Origin of the sequence: Burkholderia alba, from assembly GCF_034721475.1 — a bacterium.
GTDB classification, from domain to species: domain Bacteria; phylum Pseudomonadota; class Gammaproteobacteria; order Burkholderiales; family Burkholderiaceae; genus Burkholderia; species Burkholderia alba.
On sequence record NZ_JAWJWL010000017.1, the window covers coordinates 76,848 to 96,851 of the forward strand.

19 protein-coding genes are annotated in these 20,004 nt (G+C 67.3%); 4 read left to right on the plus strand and 15 right to left on the minus strand.

Annotated features, from left to right (window positions below; all coding sequences use genetic code 11):
• Positions 1–297 precede the first annotated feature (297 nt).
• Positions 298–2,598 carry an NADP-dependent malic enzyme gene (locus RZR99_RS19905; RefSeq protein ID WP_323121491.1) on the minus strand — a complete coding sequence of 767 codons (2,301 nt, stop codon included), beginning with the start codon at positions 2,596–2,598 and terminating at the stop codon, positions 298–300.
• Between the two features lie 140 nt (positions 2,599–2,738).
• Here RZR99_RS19905 and thiL point away from each other — a divergent pair, with 140 nt between their 5' ends.
• Genes thiL through RZR99_RS19920 form a run of 3 tightly spaced genes read left to right on the plus strand, consistent with a single transcriptional unit; the run spans position 2,739 to position 4,897 of the window.
• The gene (gene thiL, locus RZR99_RS19910) at positions 2,739–3,776 is read left to right on the plus strand and encodes a thiamine-phosphate kinase (RefSeq protein WP_323121492.1); all 1,038 of its coding nucleotides are present in this window, start codon (positions 2,739–2,741) and stop codon (positions 3,774–3,776) included.
• Complete coding sequence (locus RZR99_RS19915; protein WP_323121493.1) at positions 3,766–4,350, plus strand: phosphatidylglycerophosphatase A family protein; 585 nt, start codon at positions 3,766–3,768, stop codon at positions 4,348–4,350. Before thiL ends, RZR99_RS19915 begins: the two co-directional genes overlap by 11 nt.
• 46 nt (positions 4,351–4,396) lie before the next feature.
• On the plus strand, positions 4,397–4,897 hold the full coding sequence (locus tag RZR99_RS19920; RefSeq protein WP_323121494.1) for a CinA family protein: 501 nt from the start codon (positions 4,397–4,399) through the stop codon (positions 4,895–4,897).
• Positions 4,898–4,915: 18 nt separating this feature from the next.
• Here the strand turns inward: RZR99_RS19920 and RZR99_RS19925 are convergent, their stop codons facing one another.
• The 13 genes from RZR99_RS19925 to RZR99_RS19985 all read right to left on the minus strand — a co-directional run bounded on the left by RZR99_RS19925 (position 4,916) and on the right by RZR99_RS19985 (position 18,782).
• Entirely contained in the window at positions 4,916–5,977 is a 1,062-nt protein-coding gene (locus RZR99_RS19925) for an HAD family hydrolase (RefSeq protein ID WP_323121495.1), read from the minus strand.
• Positions 5,978–6,194: 217 nt separating this feature from the next.
• Complete coding sequence (gene pyrF, locus RZR99_RS19930; RefSeq protein WP_323121496.1) at positions 6,195–7,022, minus strand: orotidine-5'-phosphate decarboxylase; 828 nt, start codon at positions 7,020–7,022, stop codon at positions 6,195–6,197.
• A gap of 41 nt (positions 7,023–7,063) precedes the next feature.
• Positions 7,064–8,122, minus strand: coding sequence for an aldose 1-epimerase (locus tag RZR99_RS19935; protein WP_323121497.1), 1,059 nt, complete (start codon positions 8,120–8,122; stop codon positions 7,064–7,066).
• Between the two features lie 52 nt (positions 8,123–8,174).
• The gene (locus tag RZR99_RS19940) at positions 8,175–8,954 is read right to left on the minus strand and encodes an SDR family NAD(P)-dependent oxidoreductase (RefSeq protein ID WP_323121498.1); all 780 of its coding nucleotides are present in this window, start codon (positions 8,952–8,954) and stop codon (positions 8,175–8,177) included.
• A gap of 30 nt (positions 8,955–8,984) precedes the next feature.
• Complete coding sequence (araH, locus tag RZR99_RS19945; RefSeq protein ID WP_323121499.1) at positions 8,985–10,001, minus strand: L-arabinose ABC transporter permease AraH; 1,017 nt, start codon at positions 9,999–10,001, stop codon at positions 8,985–8,987.
• Between the two features lie 67 nt (positions 10,002–10,068).
• Positions 10,069–11,580 carry an L-arabinose ABC transporter ATP-binding protein AraG gene (gene araG / locus RZR99_RS19950; protein ID WP_323121500.1) on the minus strand — a complete coding sequence of 504 codons (1,512 nt, stop codon included), beginning with the start codon at positions 11,578–11,580 and terminating at the stop codon, positions 10,069–10,071.
• Positions 11,581–11,646: 66 nt separating this feature from the next.
• Positions 11,647–12,642 carry an arabinose ABC transporter substrate-binding protein gene (locus tag RZR99_RS19955; protein ID WP_323121501.1) on the minus strand — a complete coding sequence of 332 codons (996 nt, stop codon included), beginning with the start codon at positions 12,640–12,642 and terminating at the stop codon, positions 11,647–11,649.
• 111 nt (positions 12,643–12,753) lie between these two features.
• Positions 12,754–13,533 carry an SDR family oxidoreductase gene (locus tag RZR99_RS19960; RefSeq protein ID WP_323121502.1) on the minus strand — a complete coding sequence of 260 codons (780 nt, stop codon included), beginning with the start codon at positions 13,531–13,533 and terminating at the stop codon, positions 12,754–12,756.
• Positions 13,530–14,210, minus strand: coding sequence for a 2-dehydro-3-deoxy-6-phosphogalactonate aldolase (locus RZR99_RS19965; protein ID WP_323121503.1), 681 nt, complete (start codon positions 14,208–14,210; stop codon positions 13,530–13,532). The genes RZR99_RS19960 and RZR99_RS19965 overlap by 4 nt, the downstream gene beginning before the upstream one ends.
• A gap of 35 nt (positions 14,211–14,245) precedes the next feature.
• Positions 14,246–15,403, minus strand: a complete 1,158-nt coding sequence (locus RZR99_RS19970; protein ID WP_407655479.1) for a 2-dehydro-3-deoxygalactonokinase — start codon at positions 15,401–15,403, stop codon at positions 14,246–14,248.
• Complete coding sequence (locus tag RZR99_RS19975) at positions 15,400–16,305, minus strand: IclR family transcriptional regulator (protein WP_323121504.1); 906 nt, start codon at positions 16,303–16,305, stop codon at positions 15,400–15,402. Before RZR99_RS19975 ends, RZR99_RS19970 begins: the two co-directional genes overlap by 4 nt.
• A gap of 359 nt (positions 16,306–16,664) precedes the next feature.
• Positions 16,665–17,063, minus strand: coding sequence for an EF-hand domain-containing protein (locus RZR99_RS19980; RefSeq protein ID WP_323121505.1), 399 nt, complete (start codon positions 17,061–17,063; stop codon positions 16,665–16,667).
• Between the two features lie 87 nt (positions 17,064–17,150).
• Complete coding sequence (locus RZR99_RS19985) at positions 17,151–18,782, minus strand: S10 family peptidase (protein ID WP_323121506.1); 1,632 nt, start codon at positions 18,780–18,782, stop codon at positions 17,151–17,153.
• A 132-nt stretch (positions 18,783–18,914) separates the two neighbouring features.
• On the opposite strand from RZR99_RS19985, the gene RZR99_RS19990 reads away from it, so the two are divergent.
• A complete protein-coding gene (locus RZR99_RS19990; RefSeq protein WP_323121507.1) occupies positions 18,915–19,124 on the plus strand; it encodes a hypothetical protein in 210 nt (69 codons plus the stop codon).
• Positions 19,125–19,243: 119 nt separating this feature from the next.
• Here the strand turns inward: RZR99_RS19990 and mtgA are convergent, their stop codons facing one another.
• Positions 19,244–19,972, minus strand: a complete 729-nt coding sequence (gene mtgA, locus RZR99_RS19995) for a monofunctional biosynthetic peptidoglycan transglycosylase (protein ID WP_323121508.1) — start codon at positions 19,970–19,972, stop codon at positions 19,244–19,246.
• Between the last annotated feature and the right edge of the window lie 32 nt (positions 19,973–20,004).

Below are 20,004 nucleotides of genomic sequence, written 5' to 3' on the forward strand. Positions count from 1 at the left end.
TTGACGACCAAGAAAGGCGTAAGCGTAGCGCTATTGTCCTTTCGAATCAATGTTCGTTTGGGAAATGAAAGCCAGCAACCTAAGACAAAGTCGTAAACTATCACCTAATTAAGTTATTTTTATCCCATTTAAGATAATATTACTTTCGCAATGCTTACTCGGCGAGTTTCTGCCTCCTCGCCAACCTCCGCGGCCCGGGGGGAGATGCATTGTAGTAGTCGATTCGGGACGGCGGCCCCCCCGCCCTGCCTGACGGCGTGCCCTCGTGGAGGGCACGCCTTTTTTTCGTTACTGCGCTTAACGCGCCGCGTTCACGTCGGCAACCAGCAGCGCCGCCATGTTCACGATCCGGCGCACCGTTGCCGATTCGGTCAGCACGTGCACCGGCTGCGCCGCGCCCAGCAGGATCGGCCCGATCGCGATATTGTTGCCGGCGGCGGTCTTGAGCAGATTGTAGGCAATGTTCGCTGCGTCGATATTCGGCAGCACCAGCAGATTGGCTTCACCCTCAAGGGTCGATTCCGGCAGGATTTCCTTGCGCAGCGCGGCATCGAGCGCGACATCCCCGTGCATTTCGCCATCCACCTGCAGATGCGGCGCGCGCGCCTGCAGGATCGCGAGCGTATCGCGCATTTTCTGCGCCGAAGGCGCATTGCTGGTACCGAAGTTCGAATGCGACAGCAGCGCGATCTTCGGCTCGATGCCGAAGCGGCGCACTTCCTCCGCCGCCATGATCGTGATCTCCGCAAGCTGTTCCGGGGTCGGATCGACATTCACATGAGTATCGACGAGGAAAATCTGGCGGCCCGGCAACACCAGGCCGTTCATCGCGCCGAATACGCTGCACCCTTCGCGCTTGCCGATCACCTGGTCGATGAAATGCAGATGGCGGTGCGTGGTGCTGATCGTGCCGCAGATCATGCCGTCCGCCTCGCCCTTCTTCACCAGCATCGAGCCGATCAGCGTCGTGCGGCGGCGCATTTCGACGCGCGCCAGCTGCTCGCTGATGCCCTTGCGGGCCATCATCTTGTAGTACGTCTGCCAGAAATCGCGATACCGCTCGTCATGCTCGGTATTCACCACGGTGAAATCGGTGCCCGGCGTCAAGCGCAGGCCATAGCGCTGGATCCGGTGCTCGATCACCGCGGGACGCCCGATCAGGATCGGTTTCGCGAGCTTTTCGTCGACGATGATCTGAACCGCGCGCAACACGCGCTCTTCCTCGCCTTCCGCGAACACCACGCGCTTCTTCTCGGCCGCGGCGCTGCGCGCGAGCTGGAAGATCGGCTTCATCGTCGTGCCGCTGTGGTACACGAACTGCTGCAGGTGGACCCGGTATGCGTCCATGTCCTCGATCGGCCGCGTCGCGACGCCGCCGTCCATCGCCGCCTGCGCGACCGCCGGCGCGATCTTCACGATCAGGCGCGGGTCGAACGGCTTCGGAATCAGGTAGGCCGGACCGAACGACAGATCCTGGATCCCGTATGCCGTCGCGACGATATCGCTCTGCTCCTGCTGCGCCAGTTCGGCGATCGCGTTTACCGCGGCGATTTCCATCTCGCGGGTGATCGTCGTCGCGCCGACGTCGAGCGCACCGCGGAAGATGAAGGGGAAGCACAGGACGTTGTTGACCTGGTTCGGATAGTCGGTGCGGCCGGTCGCCAGCACCGCGTCCGGGCGCACTTCGAGCGCCGCCTCGGGGAGGATTTCCGGCGTCGGATTCGCGAGAGCGAGGATCAGCGGACGCGCCGCCATGCCCTTCACCATCTCCGGCTTCAGCACGCCGGCCGCCGACAGGCCGAGGAAAATATCCGCGCCCTCGATCACCTCGGACAGCGTGCGGGCGTCGGTCTCGCGCGCGAAACGCTCCTTGTCCGGATCCATCAGCTCGGTGCGACCCTTGTACACCACGCCGGCCAGGTCCGTCACCAGGATGTTCTCGAGCGGCAGGCCGATGTCGACCAGCAGATCCAGGCAGGCGAGCGCCGCGGCGCCCGCGCCGGACGCGACCAGCTTGACCTGCTTGATGTCCTTGCCGACGACCTTCAAGCCGTTCGTCACCGCGGCCGCGACGACGATCGCGGTGCCGTGCTGGTCGTCGTGGAATACCGGGATCTTCATCCGCTTGCGGCATTCGCGTTCGACGATGAAGCAGTCGGGCGCCTTGATGTCTTCCAGGTTGATCCCGCCGAAGGTCGGTTCGAGCGCGGCGATCACGTCGACCAGCTTGTGCGGATCGGATTCGTTCAGCTCGATGTCGAACACGTCGATCCCGGCGAACTTCTTGAACAACACGGCCTTGCCTTCCATCACCGGCTTCGACGCGAGCGGCCCGATATTGCCGAGGCCCAGCACCGCGGTGCCGTTCGTGACGACGCCGACGAGGTTGCTGCGCGCGGTGAAGCGGGCGGCGTTGAGCGGATTCTCGACGATCTCCTCGCACGCGAACGCAACGCCCGGCGAGTAGGCCAGCGCCAGATCGCGCTGGTTGATCATCTGCTTCGTCGGCGCGATGGCGATTTTGCCCGGCGTCGGAAATTCGTGGTAATCGAGAGCGGCTTCTCGGAGATCGACTTTGGGGGAAGGCGTGGTGGGCATGACTCTTTGCGGTGCGGATTAGAATACCTGTTCGGCACATTGTAGCGCCAATCCAACGCCCCAAGCCGCCGATTCGGGTGCAACAGCCGCGACCAAAATGCACGGAACGGCCCCGGGCAAACCCGTAGCGCGGCCGTACAATGGCCGTCCCGTCAACGCTTCCGAGCACGCGCGCCGTGACCTCTCCCGCCCTCTCAGAGTTTTCACTGATCGACCGCTTCTTCGCGCGCCGCGCGCGAGGGCCGGGCGCGTCCGCCGCGCTCGGGATCGGCGACGACTGCGCGCTGCTCGCGCCGCGCGCCGGCAAGCTACTGGCGATCTCGACGGACATGCTGGTCGAGGGCCGCCATTTCTTCCCGGACGTCGACCCGCACGCGCTCGGGCACAAGACGCTCGCCGTCAACCTGTCGGATCTGGCCGCCATGGGCGCGCAGCCGCGCGCGTTCACGCTGGCGGTCGCGCTGCCGCGCGCCGACGCCGGATGGCTCGGCGCGTTCGCGGACGGCCTGTTCGAACTCGCCGAGCGCCACGGCTGCGAACTGATCGGCGGCGACACGACGAGCGGCCCGCTGAACCTCTGCGTCACCGTGTTCGGCGATGTCGCGCCCGACGCGGCGCTGCGCCGCGACGCCGCCCGCGACGGCGACGACGTCTGGGTGTCCGGCACGCTCGGCGACGCTCGCGCCGGACTCGGCGTCGCACGCGGCGAATGGCGCGCGGACGACGCGGCCGCCGCGCTCTTGCGCCGCGCGCTCGAACGCCCGGAGCCGCGCGTCGCGCTCGGCCTCGCGCTGGCCGGCCTCGCGCATGCCGCGCTCGACGTCTCCGACGGCCTGGCGGGCGACCTGCTGCACATCCTCGAACGCTCGCGCGTGCGCGCCGAGATCGACGCCGACGCGGTGCCGCGCTCGGCCGCGCTCGCGACCCTGCCCGCCGAGGTCCAGCGACGCTGCACACTCGCGGGCGGCGACGACTACGAACTCTGCTTCACCGCGGCCGCGCAGGCGCGCGCCGCGATCGAGACGGCGGCCGCGCAGGCGGGCGTGCCGGTCACCCAGATCGGTACAATACGCGGCTTGTCCGCGCCGGCGGACGCGCCGGCCATCGCCTGGCGCGATGCGTCCGGCGCGCCGCTGTCCCTTTCGTTGCACGGCTTCGATCATTTCCATGCAGACTGACCCGACGCATCAACCCGACTCCTCCGCCGCCGTCTCGCCGGCCGTGCCCGGCGAGACGCTCGCGCCGCAAGACGTGCAGAAGACGGCGCGCCGCCGCGCGACCGTCCGCTTCATGTTCTCGCATCCGGTGCACATCGTGTCGCTCGGCTTCGGCAGCGGTCTGGCGCCGTTCATGCCCGGCACCTTCGGCACGCTGTTCGGCTGGCTGTCGTTCGTCGCGCTGAACCGCTACCTGACCGTGCCCGAGTGGTGGGCGCTGATCGTCGTCGGCTTCGTCGCCGGAATCTGGATGACGGGCTTCACCGCGAAGCGGATGGGCATCGCCGACCCCGGCCCCGCGGTGTGGGACGAGATCGTCGCGATCTGGCTGGTGCTGCTGTTCGTCGCGCCCGCGACGTTCGTCGAACAGCTGTGGGCGTTCCTGATCTTCCGCGTTTTCGACATGGTGAAGCCGCCGCCGATCCGCTATTTCGACCGCAATTTGAAAGGTGGCTTTGGCATCATGTTCGACGATCTCGTCGCCGCGTTCATGACGCTGCTCGTGATCGCGCTGTGGCGCTCGACGTTCAACTGACCCACTTCGCCCGCCGGCGTTTTTCACCGAATCCGGATCTTCGCGCATGCCCACCGATTCCGTCGTCCACCAGCTCGCGATCCGCGCAGGCAACAAGCTGCGCGACGAGCACCTGATGCTCGCCACCGCCGAATCCTGCACGGGCGGGATGATCGCCGCCGCGATCACCGACATCTCCGGCAGCAGCGGCTGGTTCGAGCGCGGCTTCGTCACCTATTCGAACCAGGCAAAGAGCGACATGATCGGCGTGCCCGCCGAGATGATCGACAAGCACGGCGCGGTCAGCGAGCCGGTCGCGCGCGCGATGGCGGAAGGCGCGCTGCGCAACAGCCGGGCGCAGGTGTCGCTGTCGGTCACCGGCATCGCCGGGCCGGGCGGCGGCTCCGAGCACAAGCCGGTCGGCACCGTGTCGTTCGCGTGGAGCAACCGGCTGCATACGTCGGTCGAAACGGTCGTGTTCAAGGGCGACCGCGAACAGATCCGCGTGCAGGCGGCTACCTACGCGCTGCGCGGGCTGCTCAAGCTGCTGGACGAACAGGAGCGCTGAGCCGCCGCCGCAGCGGGCTTACTGGATCGCGTCGGGCTTCACGACGATCCAGTTCCGGCTCGCCGTCGCCGGCAAGCCGAGCGCCTTCTGGCGCGCCGCCGACTCGTCCGACCACGCACGGATCTCCGTCATCTGCCGGTCCTTCTTGTTCACCCACACGCGCACGCCGCCGCGCTCGACGTCGGCGGCGTTCAGCAACATGTAGCCGTCGGACATCGGCGTATCGCCGGCGACCAGCACCGGCTTCTTCCACTGATCGATCCAGCCGACGATCGACCCCAGCTTGCCCTCGTACCACGTCATCGGATTCATCAGGAACGGCGTGATCACGAGCGGCCGGTTCGCCGCCTCGTCGTACGCGCCCTTCTTGATCTGCAGCCGCGACGTCGTCAACTCGCCGGTGGCGGGATTGCGCAGCAGCGTCGTCACGCCGATCACGTTCTGCGGCTTCACGTTGTAGCCGTACTTCGGATCGGCGAGCACGAGCCGCGCGAGTTCCTCGTGCGCGGCCGTCATCACGTACACCTCGATGCCGTTCTCGCGCAGCTTGTTGTACAGCTCCTGCATGCCCTTGAAGAAACGCGGCGGATTGACCGTGCCGTCGACCCGCTTGTCGCCGCTCCAGTAGCGGATCGGCTCCGGCTTGCCGGCGGCCAGCATCGCGTCGACATGCGTCTTCAGCTCGGCGAGGCTCAACCCCGAGAACGCCTGCGCGATCCACGGATAGCAGACCAGATCGTCGATCTCGCACAGCCGGTAGTAATAGCTCGTCAGCGACTCCCGGTAGTCGGGCGCGTCCTTGAACGGAATCAGCTTCAGCGATGCATCGAGCGTGTCGCGCGTGAGCACGCCGCGATTCTCCAGATACGGCAGCAGCGCCTCCTCGAGGTCGTACCGGTAGGTCGTGTTGTCCGCGTCGAATACCGCGTAGTCGCCCTGCTGCGCATGAGCGGCGATCATCGCGTCGAGCGCCTTCGCGCTGTCCGGCGGCCAGTGCGTCAGGTCCGTCGCCTGGGCGGCAAACGTCATGCATGCGCACGCCGCGAACGCGGCCAGCAAGGAAAGGCGTGGAGTCGGCATGGTGTCGTTCCGGGAGAAAGCGCGGTGAAAGCCGCGCGTCATCTCGCAGAATTGGCGATTTCCCGGCGCGCGGCGCGCGCGCATCCGACATCGATTTGATCGTGTCCGCCACGATCCGGCGGGACGCGCCGGGACGCGGCGGCGAAAACAGGCATCACGGAGGGGGAAACGACCGGCGAGCCCGCCCGCGCGCAGCCTGCACGGACGGGCACGGCGTTCAACGATGCGCGTTGATCGCGTCGCGCGTCTTCCGGGCGGCAAGCGCCGCCGCGTCGGCGAAGTCCTCGCCGTTGCCCGCGTACAGGATGGCGCGCGACGAATTGATCATCATCCCCGTGCCGTCCGCCGTGCGGCCTGCCGCGACGGTCGCTCGGACGTCGCCGCCCTGCGCGCCGATGCCGGGAATCAGCAGCGGCATGTCGCCGACCAGGCCGCGCACGACCTCGATCTCGTTCGGGAACGTCGCGCCGACCACGAGGCCGAGCTGGCCCGTCTTCTCGTTCCATTTGCGCGCGGCCAGTTCGGCCACGACCTGATACAGCGGGCGGCCGGCCGTGTCGAGGAACTGCAGGTCCGAGCCGCCGGGATTCGACGTGCGGCACAGCACGATCACGCCCCGGTCCGCGTACTCGAAGTACGGCTCGATCGAATCGAAGCCCATGTACGGATTCACCGTCACCGCGTCCGCGCGATAGCGCTCGAATGCTTCCCGCGCGTACTGCTCGGCGGTGCTGCCGATGTCGCCGCGCTTCGCGTCGAGGATCACCGGCAGGCCCGGATGCTGCAGGTGGATGTGCGCGATCAGCCGTTCGAGCTGGTCTTCCGCGCGGTGCGCGGCGAAATAGGCGATCTGCGGCTTGAAAGCACTCGCGTACGGCGCGGTGGCATCGACGATCTCGCGGCAGAAGTCGAAGATCGCATCGGGCTGGTTCGCGAACTGGATCGGAAAACGGCTCGGCTCGGGGTCGAGACCGACGCACAGCAGTGAATTCGTGCGCTGCCACGCGGCGCGCAGCGTATCGATGAAGGTAAGCGGGGAGGACATGGCGGGCACTCGGGGCGAAGCGGTGGGTGGAACCGCGTATTTTACCCGCGTCGCCGCTTGGCCTCGCGTGCGTACGGCGCGATGCGGGCATCCGAGCGTTCGACGGCGAAGCCGAAGCGCCGCGCAAGCCGCTCGCCGGACGCGAGCATCGTCATCCCGTGCGCGGCGCCGCCGCCGGGCAGGTTCACCGCGTTGATCGGGTGGTCGACCGGCTCGAAGCAGAAGAAATCCTCGCCCGGCGGGGTGTACAGCACATAACAGTCGGTATCGGCCGACACCGTCATCACGAGGCCGCGCCGCGGCCACGCCACCGTCGCGCTGCCGCCCCAGCCCGTGAACGCATGATTGACGAGCCGCTCGGGCAGCGGATAGGCGATGCCGAACTGCCACGCGGCGGGCACGCTGACGTGCCGCTCCGGCAGCCAGTCCGGCTTCGCCAGCCACAGCCCGCTCGCGGCGGCCGCGAGTTCGGTCGCCGCGTCGCGCACGATGAACGGGTGCAGGCCGAGCCCGAACGGCAGCCGCGTCCGGCCGGTATTTTCGATCGCGAGCGTGATCGACAGCGATGCGCCGTCGAGCGTGTAGATCTGCGTCGCGCGGTACGCGTACGGATGGCCGTCGCGGCGGTCGAGCGACAGCTGCAGTTGCGTCTCGCTCGCCGAATCGACGCGCCAGCGCGCCAGCCAGCCGTCGCCGTGGATCGGCCAGGGCTCGGTCGCGCGATTGCGCGGCACGTCGACCTGCCGGCCGTCGCACTGGAACCGCCCGCCGCCGATCCGGTTCGAGTACGGCAGCAGCGGATAGCACGCGAGTTCGTTCGGATCGGTGTCCGCGCCCGGCGTCTCGCAACGGCGAAACAGCGGCGTGAGCGCGCCTTCGCCGCGCCAGTCGAAACGGGTCACGCCGCCGCCCAGGTGCGGCGCGACGTCGAGCCGCAGGTCCTGGTTCGCGAGCGTCACCGCTTCCGCATCGGTCGCGCCCACGCCGTGCGCGACCACCGCCGTCTGCGGCCCCGGGCTGACCGGCTGACCGGCGGCCGCGAGCCGCGCCCGCCGGGTCTGCGTCGTGGAAGCGCTAGCGCGGGAGGGTGTCGCGGTCATGGTCGGCTCCTTCATCGGTCAAGCGTCGTTCATCGGCGCAGCGCACGCATCCTCACGCCCAGCCGCCGTCGACGACCACGTCCTGCGCGGTGATCATCCGGCTGTCGTCGGCCGCGAGGAACAGCGCCATCCGGGCCAGATCGGCGGGCAGCAGCTCGGCATCGAGACACTGCCCCGCCTTGATCGCCGCGCGGCCCGCGTCGTCGAGCCACAGCCGGCGCTGCTTGTCCGTCATCACCCAGCCGGGCGCGAGCGTATTCACCCGGATCCCGAACGGGCCGAGGTCGCGCGCGAGGCCGCGCGTCAAGCCCTGCACCGCCGCCTTCGAGGTCACGTACACCGGATAGCCGCCGTTCTTCAGCATCCAGCTGATCGAGCCGAGATTGATGATGGAGCCGCCGCCGAGCTGCTTCATGTCGTCGATCACCGCCTGCGCGGCGAAAAACTGATGCCGCAGGTTCACCGCGATGCCCGCGTCGAACGACTCGGGCGTCACGTCGCCGATCGCGTGGCGCCGGTCGTTCGCGGCATTGTTCACCAACACGGCGAACGCGCCCGTGCGGGCGCGCAGCGCGTCGATCGTGCGCCGCAGCGCGTCGATGTCGGTGAGATCGCAGGCGGCGAACGACGGCGGATGCCGCGCATCGCCGAGCTGCGCCGCAAGCGCCGCGCCGGACGCCGCGTCGAGATCGACGAACGCGACGCGCGCGCCCTGCCGCGCAAAGTGCTCGACGAACGATGCGCCGATGCCGGTCGCACCGCCCGTGATCAGCACGGTCCGGTCCGCGAGGCTCGGATAGCGCGCGTAGCGGGTGTCGTCGGTAGAGGTCATGTCGGGTTCCGGTTGAGGGCGGCGCGCGGCTCAGTCGCGGGCGCCGCGGTTCTTCAGCTGGTCGAGCAGCACGGCGGCCAGCAGGATCGCGCCGCGCACCAGGTATTGGTAGAACGCGTCGATGTTGAGCAGGTTCATCACGTTCTCGACGGTGCCCATGATCAGCACGCCGATCACGACGCCCGAAATCGTCGCGCGACCGCCCAGCAGCGACACGCCGCCCAGCACGCACGCGGAAATCACGTTCAGCTCGAAGCCCTGCGCGGCGTTCGGCTGCCCCGACGTGATCCGCGACGCGAGGATCACGCCGGCCAGCGCGGTGACCGCGCCCTGGATCAGGAAGATGTACACGCGGGTCCGCTCGACGTTGATCCCCGCGAGGCGCGACGCCTCGGGATTGCCGCCGATCGCGAGCGTGTTGCGGCCGTACACGGTCTGGTTCAGCATCACGCCGAACACGATGAAGCAGAGCAAGGTCACCCAGATCGGCAGCGAGATGCCGAGCATCGTCAGGCCGCCGAGCGCGATGAACGTATCGGACGACACGCCGACCGCCTGCCCCTTCGACACGATGAAGCCGAGCCCGCGGACGATTTCCATCGTCGCGAGCGTCGTGATCAGCGCGTTGATCCGCAGGTACGCGATCACCGCGCCGTTCACGAAGCCGATCGCCGCGCCGGCCGCGACCGCCGCGACGATCGCGACGAAGGTGTTGTCGGTCGCGTTCAATACCATCGCGCACAGCACGCCGGAAAACGCGACCGTCGAGCCGATCGACAGGTCGAAGTCGCGCGACGCCAGACAGAACATCATCGTGCACGCGACCATGCCGATCTGCGAGATCGACAGCGCGAGACCGAGCATGTTGTCGATCGAGAAGAAGTGATCGACCGTCAGCGACATCGTGATGAACATCACCGCGAAGATCACGATGAGGCTGTAGTCGGTCAACTGCTGCCACCATTTTTGCCGGTCGGTGGCCTGCGGGACCAGGGCGTCGGCCGACTGCTGGGTCGCCGCCTGCGGAAGGTTTTCTCTGACTTGCATGTTTGTCGCTCCTGCCTCGCGCGGACCTTGCCGCGCCTTCGTCCAGTCGTTGCCGCGTCGAGCCGGTCTATGCCGCCCGCGCCGCCGTCCCTTGCGGCAGCGCCAGATTCAGCACCGCCTGTTCGTTTGCTTGCGCGCGATTCAGTTCGCCCGCGATCCGCCCTTCCCGCATCACGACGATGCGGTCGGACACGCCGAGCACTTCCGGCAGCTCGGACGACACCATCACGATCGCGCAGCCCCGCTCCGCGAGCTGGTAGATCACGTTGTAGATCTCGTGCTTCGCGCCGACGTCGATGCCGCGCGTCGGCTCGTCGAGGATCACCACCTTCAGGTCCGGCTCGGCGAGCCAGCGCGACAGAATCGCCTTCTGCTGATTGCCGCCCGACAGGAAACGGATCTTCTGGCGGCGGCTCGGCGTCTTGATCTTCAGCAGCTGGATGAAGCGATCGGCCGTCGCGGCTTCCCGCTTGCGATCGAGGAACATCCCCGCGCGCAGCGAGTGGCGGCGGCAGCTGATGTTGATGTTCTCCGAGACCGTCGCGATCGCGATGATCCCCTCTTCCTTGCGGTCTTCCGGGCACAGCACGATGCCGTGGCGGATCGCGTCGCCGGTGCGCCTCACGTCGATCGGCACGCCGTCGAGCGCGAGCGCGCCGCCTTTCCTGCGGTCCGCGCCGTAGATCACGCGCATCAGTTCGCTGCGCCCCGCGCCGACCAGACCGAAGAAGCCGACGATCTCGCCCGCTCGCGCCTCGAAGCTCGCGGGCGCCCTCAGCGCGTCGCCTTCGAGCGCCTGCACGGCGAGCCGCACATCGCCGAGCGGACGCGGCTTGTAATGGTAGATGTCGCTGATCTCCCGGCCGACCATCTGGCTCACCAGCGTGTCGCGCGGCACCTCGGCGAGCGCCGCGTGCGACGCCACCTTGCGGCCGTCGCGGAAGATCGTGCACGCATCGCACAGACGGTAGATCTCGTCCATCCGGTGCGAGATGTAGATGAGCGCGCGGCCGTCGCGGCGCAGATCGTCGACCAGCTTGAACAGCACCTCGGTCTCGCGATGCGACAACGAGCTGGTCGGCTCGTCGAGCGCGATCACGCGCGCGTTGCGCAGCAGCGCCTTGCAGATCTCGACCATCTGCCGCTGCGCGATCGACAGCCGGCGCAGCTTCGCGCGCGGGTCGAGATCGACGCCCATCGCGGCGAGCCGCTCGCGCACGAAACGCTGCGCATCGCCCTTGCGTACCCAGCCGAATGCGTTCGGCAGGCGCCCGAGCAGCAGATTCTCGGCCACGGTGAGATCGGGCACGTACTGCAGTTCCTGGTGGATCACGGCAATGCCGGCCGCGATCGACGCGGCGGCGTTCGGAAACCGCTGCGCCTGGCCGTCGACCAGCATGCTGCCCGAATCGGGCTGATATTCGCCGCCGAGAATCTTGAGCAGCGTGGACTTGCCCGCGCCGTTCTCGCCCATGAGGCCGTGAATCTGTCCCGCATGCACGTCGAACGAAATCCCGTCGAGCGCGCGCACGCCTGGAAAGACCTTGCCGATATTGTCAAAACGCAGTGCCGCTGACACGTCGCCTCTCCTATCCCGATGCTTCGCCATCACGCGCCGCCGCATACGGCGGCGCGTCCCTTGCGCTTACTTCGACGCCAGCCCCATCTCCTCGCGTACCTGGCCGACGTTGTCGCGCGTCGCGAGCATGCCGGTCGTGAGCGTGAGCTTCGGCGGTTCCTTGCCTTGCGTGATCCACGCGTACATCAGGTCGGCCGTTTCCTCGCCGTGGCGCTTCGGACTGATGATGACGGTGCCGTAGAAGCCCGTCGGCTGCGGCTTCTTGAACTCGTTCAACGCCGAATCCGAGCCGCCGATGCCGATGCCGATCATGTCGGCCACCTTGAAGCCGCGCCCTTCCGCCGCGCGCACCGCGCCCAGCACCGCTTCGTCGTTCAGGCCGTAGGCGACCCAGTGCTTGAACTGCGGGTTCTTCGTCAGCGCGATGTTCGCGGCGTTGAACGCGTTTTCGGTATCGGTCTTGGCCTGCGGCGCGGCGATCACGTTCGCCTTCGGGAAACCCGCGGCGACGAGCGCGTCGGTCGCGCCCGACGTACGGTCGTGCGCGGTCGGCAATTGCTCGTAGGTGATGTCGATCGCACCGACCTCGTTCATGTTCCAGCCGCGCTTCTTGATCTCGGCGGCCAGGCCGTCGCCGACCTGCTTGCCGATGTTGTACGCGGAGATGCCCATGTGCGGCACCGCCTCGATCGGCTTGCCCGCGCCGTCGACGAGGCGGTCGTCGACCGTCATCATCTTGAGGCCGTGCGACTTCGCCTTCGCGACGATGCCCGGCCCGAGCTTCACGTCGGGCGTGCAGATGATGAAGCCCTGCGCCTTCTGCGCGGAAAGATTGTCGATCGCGCTCATCACCTTTTCGCCGGACGGCGCGCCGATCTTCACGAGCGTGAAGCCCTTTTGCTGCGCGGCGATCTCGGCGAACTTCCATTCATCCTGGAACCACGGCTCCTCGGGCTGCTTGACGAGAAAGCCGATCTTCACCGGGTCGGCGGCGTGCGCGAACGGGCCGCTCATCAGCACCGCGGTCGCGGCTGCCAGCGTGACAAACATTCTGCGTTTCATGTTGCATGTCTCCTTGTCTTCATCGAGTCAGGACTGGCCGCTTATTTCTGATTGCCGCAGCACGCACGCGGCCGTCGCGTGCTGCGGTCTTTCCTTCTGCGCCGGACCCGCTCAGTCGTGATACAGCGCCGAGCGCCCGCCGTCGATCGTGATGCAGCTCGCATTGATAAACGGCGCCTCGTCCGATGCGAGAAACACCGCCGTCATCGCCACTTCGTCCGGCTGCCCGATCCGTTTCATCGGCTGCAGCGCGAGCGTGTCGCGCCGCGCCGCCTGCGGATCGGACTGCGCGTTCCACCAGTCGCGCGTCAGCTGGGTCTCGACGTAGCCGGGCGCGATCGCGTTCACCCGCACGTTGCGCGGCGCGTATTCGATGCCGAGCGCGCGCGTGAGGCCCAGCACGCCGTGCTTCGCGACCGGGTACGGGAAGCAGCCCGGGATGATCTTGAACGCGTGCGTCGACGCGAGATTCACGATGCTGCCGCGCCCGCGCTCGACCATCCCCGGCAGCACCGCGCGGCAGCCGTTCCAGACGCCGTCGAGATCCACCGCGAAGCAGCGCCGCCAGTCGTCGTCGCTCAGGGTCAGCGGATCGCAAAACACGTTGATGCCGGCGTTGTTCACCAGGATGTCGAGCGGGCCGAACGCGCGTTCCGCCGCCGCCACCGCGCCCCGGACCGATTCGGAACGCGTGACGTCGGTACCGATCGCGAGGACGCGGGCGTCCGGCACGTCGCGCGCGATCGCCGCCGCCGTCTCGCGGCCTTGCGCGTCGTCGAGTTCCGCGAGCACGACCGCCGCGCCTTCGCGCGCGAAGGCGAGCGCGATCGCGGCGCCGATGCCGCGCCCCGCGCCCGTCACCAGAGCGGACTTGCCCGCGAGACGATTCACCGTGCCGCTCCTTTCCTCGCGATCCGCAGCCCGTTCACGTACGCTTGCGCATTCGCGGCCGTCGTCGCGGCGCTCTGGCCGGGCCGGTACAGCGCCGAACCGAGGCCGAAGCCGTTCGCGCCGGCCGCGAGATACGGGCCCATGTTGTCGGGCGTCACGCCGCCGACCGGCACGAGCGGCACCTGCGCGGCGATCACCGCGCGCCACGCCTTCACCGTCGGCTGGCCGAGCTGTTCGGCCGGAAACATCTTCAGTACGTCCGCGCCCTGTTTCAGCGCGGCGAACGCCTCGCCCGGCGTCGCCACGCCGGGCGCGCTGGCCAGCCCCAGGGCCTTGGTGCGGCGAATCACGTCGGCGTCGCTGTGCGGCATCACGATCAGCCCGCCGCCCGCGTCGCGCACCGCGTCGACGTGTTCGGCGCGCAGCACCGTGCCCGCGCCGACCAGCGCGTCGTCGGGCAGCGCGCCGCGCAGCGCGGCGATGCTCGCGAGCGGATCGGGCGAATTGAGCGGCACCTCGACGAGGCGGAATCCCGCTTCGTACAACGCGGCGCCGTGCTCCGCCGCTTCCCCCGGCGTGATGCCGCGCAGGATCGCGATCAGCGGGCACGCGGCGAACGCCTGCATCAGTCCCGCGTGCGGCGCGTACGGCGCGGGCAGGTTGAGTTCGGATGACATCGGCTGAGTCCTCTGGATAGGGTTGCGCGCCGCGCCTATTGCGCGGCGCAGGCCGCGTGGCCGTTCGCGTCGACGAGCCCCGCCTGCGTCGCGATGCGCCACAGGCCGCACTCGGTCGCATGCTCGACGATCCGTGCGCCGTCGCAGCCGAACTCGGCCAGCGCGAGCCGATAACGGCCACACAGCGCGCCGTCGCCGATCAGGCGCAGCGGCTGCCCGGCGAGCGAGGCGCCGTGCTCCGCCAGCATCGCGNGCTCGACGATCCGTGCGCCGTCGCAGCCGAACTCGGCCAGCGCGAGCCGATAACGGCCACACAGCGCGCCGTCGCCGATCAGGCGCAGCGGCTGCCCGGCGAGCGAGGCGCCGTGCTCCGCCAGCATCGCGACAAGCGCATTCAGCTCGTGGCCGATCAGCAGGCCGGACAGGTAATCGCCCTGCGCTTCCGGCGCGAGCTGCGCGGTCAGCCCGAGCGTGCGGGTGCTGAAGATCGTCGCGAGCAGGCCCGCCTGCCGCGCCTTGCGCGCGACCGTCACGCCGCGCAGGAAAGCATTCTCGTCGGGCTCGGCGGGCGTCTTCATCGTGCGGCCGAGTATCGTGTGGTCGCGCAGCGTCGCGTACAGTTCGCCCGTCATGTAGGTCTGGAAGCGCTCGATCCGGCCGTTGCGCACCCACGCCCATTTCGCGTGCGTGCCCGGCAATCCGATCAGCACGCCGTCGCCCTCGTCCGACAGCGACGGATCGCCCGCGAGCGCGCCGACGATCTGGGTTTCCTCGCCGCGCATCACGTCGGGCAGCTCGCCCGGCTTCAGCACGCCCGGCACGATCGCGAGCGGCGTGCCGCGCGCGGTTTCCACCCGAATCAGGCCGGTCGCGAGCACGCCCGCGTCGGCCGGGGTCGTCACGTACGGCGCCTCGCGCCAGCCCTGCGCACTGCCGACCATGCCGGCGGCAAGCGCCGGCAGATCGGGCGTGCGATCGAGCCATGCGCCGCACGCCTGTTCGAACGCCGCGTCGAACGACTGCGTGCCCGCCGCGCGCGGCAGATTCATCACGCCCGCCGCGAACGCACGGCGGTCGAGCACGCTGCCGTCCGAGGCGAACAGATACGCGCGCAGCGACGTCGTGCCCCAGTCGAGCGCGATCAACGCGGGTAAAGCGGGAGCAACGGGCAGTGCCCGATCGTCTGTGGTCATCGTTTGATCCTGCGCGTCGCCTGCGGCGCGCTCCAGCCAAGGTCCGCGGAAATCGCGCGCGCTTCGCGCTGCACCAGCGGAATCAGTTCATCCATGCGGTCGAGCGGCATGTACGGAATCGTGCTCGCCACCGACAAAGCCGCGACGATCGCACCCGACGCATCGCGCACCGGAGCGGCAACACAGCGGATCGAGGTTTCGTTTTCCTCGAGATCGAACGTGTAGCCGCCCGCCGCGTAATGCGCCATCCGCTGCAGGAAGGTGCTCGTGTCGGGGCGCCGGTCGGGTTTGAAATTGACGCCCGCCAGCGCGCGCTTCGACGCTTCGAACAGGTCGCTCCAGATCGCCGGGCCCAGGTCCAGCATCATCGCCTTGCCGATGCCGGTCGATGCGAGCGGCATCCGGTGCCCGATCCGCGAACGCATTTCGAGACCGCGCGTGCCGGGAATCTTGTCGATGTAGAGCACGTCGTCGCCGTCGCGCACGCCGAGGTGAATGGTGTCGAGCGTCGCTTCCGCGAGCGCCTCGAGGTGCGGGCGCGCAACCGCGGTGAGCGGCATCTGCTCGAGCGCGATGGTGCCGAGTTCGATCAGCTTCGGCCCCAGCAGATAGCCGCCCTGGATCTGGCGCAGGTAGCGCGCCTGCACGAGGCTGCTGACGAGCCGGTGCGTGGTGCTGCGCGTGGTGCCGAGCGCGGCGCCGATCGCCCGCATGTCGCGGGCGCCGCCCGCCACGGCCTCCAGGATCGCAAGGCCGCGCAGCAGCGTCTGCGTGCCGGCCTGCTGCGCGGCCAGATCGAGCGGCGTGCCGGTCGAACCGATGCTGTCGGCGAGCGCGTCGTCATGGGCAACGTGGAACGAGGCTCCGCCGTTCGCGGCGAGCGTCACATGGGATTTGTTCATGGTGCGAGTGAACTCCGTCGGGGGTCAGACATGCGATCGCACGCATCACGTCGCGTCGGCCGGAACGGCGTTCGCAGAACGAAGCATGCGCAAGGCAACCCGGGGAGCGTCATGGGAAGTGTCTCCATATGGCTTCGGGCGCCCCTTGCGGGCCTGACTTCCGAAGCATCTCGATGTGCTTCGGATTGTAGGGGTCGTCGTTTTCGTCTCCAATATATGAATGCAATGGTCACATATTGGGATTTCCAAGACAACGCTCGGATAATCGGGGCGCAATGAAAACGGGCTCTGCCGCTGGTCCGGCAGAGCCCGTTCGTGACACCCCCGTTGGCTCATCGTGGGGCTGCGCGTCAGGTCGCTTACTTCTGAGTCGTGCTTTGCGTTTGCATGAAGCGCTGCACATCCGCGAACGACACGCGGCCGCTGCGGTTCGTGTCGATCTGCCGGAAGTTGTTCGCGACATAGCCGAGGCCCGCCGCTTTCGCCTGCGCTTCGGTCAGCGTGCCGGCGTTCTGCGTGTCGGCGGCGGCGAACTGGCTCGCGAGCTTGCGCACCACCTGCGCGTGCAGCGCCGCGCCCGTCGTCTGCGTGCCGGCCGTCGGCTTGCGCGCCGCCGGCGGAACGTAGGGATCGCCGAGCTGCGCCTGAGCGCTGCGGCTCGGGGCGGCGTCGCTCGCATCCTGCGCGCACGCCGGTTGAATCATGGCCAGGCCCGCGGCGAAGAACGCCGACCAAGCGATAACCGATTGCGTTTTCATATCAGACTCCAATGTGGAAGAAGGTCGTCGGCTGCCGACGCGCGCGCGGCGCGCGCCGGCGTCTTGCGGTTCGGGTTCGCTCCAGTGTCACTGCGCCGCGGGCGCCGTGTTGTAGAACGTCACCAGATCCGCCTTTTCAAGCGGCCGCGACGTGTCGTCCAGATAAATCATGTGTCCGCCCTGGTACTCCTTGATGGTCAGGTTGGGCTGCGCGCCGAGACGGGCCAGATCCAGCTCCGTCTGATAGAACGGGGTCGCGATGTCGTGATAGCCGTTCAGGGACAGGACCTTCAGCGACGGGTTGAGCGTGATCGCGGCGGCCAGATCGGGAATCGTGTCGGGCATCGACAGACCGTCGTGGCTCCAGTCCCACGTATTGATGGCGTTGCTCTCCACAGCATAGGCCGTTTTCGCCGTGTACTTCAGCACGTTCGGCAAGTAGGTGCCGATCGTGTTGGTGAACGGCTGGGTGATGAACGTGCTCGACGGATCCCCTTCCGACGCCAGCGGGCTGTTGGTCGGCACATTCACGCGCGCGTCGTAGCGGCCGATCAGCGTGCCCGGAATCAGCGCGAGCTGATAGCTGTTGTCGAAGGTGGTCGGCAGCAGGTTGAAATCGGCCTTCCACAGCGACGCCTTCGCCCCCGTCGCATTGGCCATCGTCGTCACGAGGCTGGCCGGCGGCGGCGTGTTGCTGGCGAGATAGGCGTTCACGGCGGGGATGTAGGTGCCGGCCGTCAGCAGACGCATCTGGTCCGCGTACTGCGGCAGATCGGTCGGATTCGGATTGTCGAGCTGGTAGTACGCGCCCACCGCGCCGTAGCTCGGCACGTAGCCCGCGCAGCTGACGGCGCTCGTGCCGTTGTTCGAGTTGCCGACATAGTTGCTCGCCATGTCGCAGTTGCTGTTGTAGTTCAGGATCGACGATTGCAGCACGATACCGTCAAGCTGTACGCCGGCGGTCTCGAGCAGATTCGCGAGCACGTCGGTGCGCGGCGTGCCGTACGATTCGCCGAACAGGTATTTCGGCGACGCGCTGCGCTGGTTCGCGGCCAGGTAGCGGATCACGAAATCGCGGAACACCGCGCCATCCTGATCGACGCCCCAGAAGGTCTGGTTGGTGTTCGGCGCGATCGCTTCCGAGTAGCCGGTGCCCACCGCATCGACGAACACCAGGTCGGTCGTGTCGAGCAGGCTCTGCGCGTTGTCGACGAACGGGAACGGCGTCGCGGTGTTCGCGTTCGGATCGCCGGTCACGAGGCGCTTCGGACCGAACGAGCCGAGGTGCAGCCAGACCGTCGACGAGCCGGGGCCGCCGTTGTAGAAGAACGTGACCGGGCGCTTCGCGGCGGACTGATTGTCGGCGGTGTACGCGACATAGAAGAACGATGCTTCGGCCTTGCCGGTCTGCGGATTCTTCGCGACCAGGTGGCCGGTGGTGGCGGTGTAGTTGAGGGTCGTGCCGTTCAGCGTGATCTGGTGATGGGTGACCGCCGCGTTTTCCGTCGCCGCCGCAGCGGACAGCGACGCGCCGGGATTCGACGAATAGCGGTTGGGGTCGGAATAAGGCTTGTCCGCGCCGGACGCCGCGCTGTTGTTCACCGTGCTCTCGGCATTGGCGGCGCTCGCGACCGGGCTTGCATCGTCTCCGTTACACGCCGCCAATAGCAGCGAAGAGAAAACCGCTCCTAATAACAGCTTCGTTTTGCTCGCTGGCATAGTCGTTTTCCTTCTCTCATGTTGTTTTATAGAGCTGCCGGTAGGCGGCCCCCCACCTTGCTCGATCGGCCGATAAGCCAAGGCGTGGGCCAATATACGCGACCGAATTCGATTTGAAAAATACGGAAACATTTGAAAGAAATGGATCGGTTTTCATCCTTTCAAATGCAATTCTTGAATCAAACCAAAACCATTCAATCAGCTGACTCTTGTATTTCTATTTATGCCGCCGCATCGAAAACCGACAATCCTGCCCAGGCTTTGGTTACAGATTTCAAACCCATCCGGCGGATTAATCAGGCTGTCGAAATAGATGAAGTAATCGAAACAATCCGCGTGTAGACATTTTGAAAGCCGGTGTTCGCCCCCGTCGGAAAGGTGCAAGTGCCGCCCGTTCTCGTCAAAAAAAGCCCCCGGTAACGGGGGCACATCGCAACGGGAAGAACGCAGTGCGCGGATGTCTACTGCGATGCAGGCAGTTCCGCCGCCCCCATCCGCCGCGCGATCACGCCCGCGCGCTGCGACAGGTAGGGCGAGCCGCGATGCGCATCGAAATACTTCGGATTCGGCAGCATCACCGCGAGCCGCGCGGACTGCCACGCGCTCAGCTTGCTCGCGGGAATCCGGTAGTAATACCGCGCGGCCGCCTCGGCGCCGTACACGCCCTTGCCGAATTCGACGGAGTTCAGATAGATCTCGAAGATCCGCTCCTTGTCGAGCAGCGTTTCGAGCATCCACGTGATGATCAGCTCCTGCCCCTTGCGGAGATAGCTTTTCTGGCTCGACAGGAAGAGGTTGCGCGCGAGTTGCTGGCTGATGGTCGAGCCGCCGGCGACGATCCGCCCTTTCGCCTTGTTGCGCTCCCAGGCCTGCAGGATCGCGTCGACTTCGTAGCCGTTGTTGTTCGCGAAATCGGCGTCCTCGGACGCGATGATCGCGCGCTTGAGATTGCGCGAGATCTGGTCGTACGGCGCCCACCGATGCTGGATCGCCACCGGCGGCTGCGCGGCGGACAAACGCCAGGCGTCGGCGCGCATGAAGGCGCTCGACGACGGATCGAACACGCTCCACCACCCGATCTGCACCAGGTAATACAGCTGCAGCGCCAGCCACGCGCCGGCGAACACGAGCGCCGCATACGCGAACCAGCGAGTCGGGCCGGCGCGGCGCCCGTTGTCTGCCCGGCTCACCGAATCCGCCCTGTCCGAAGCAAATCGCCAAG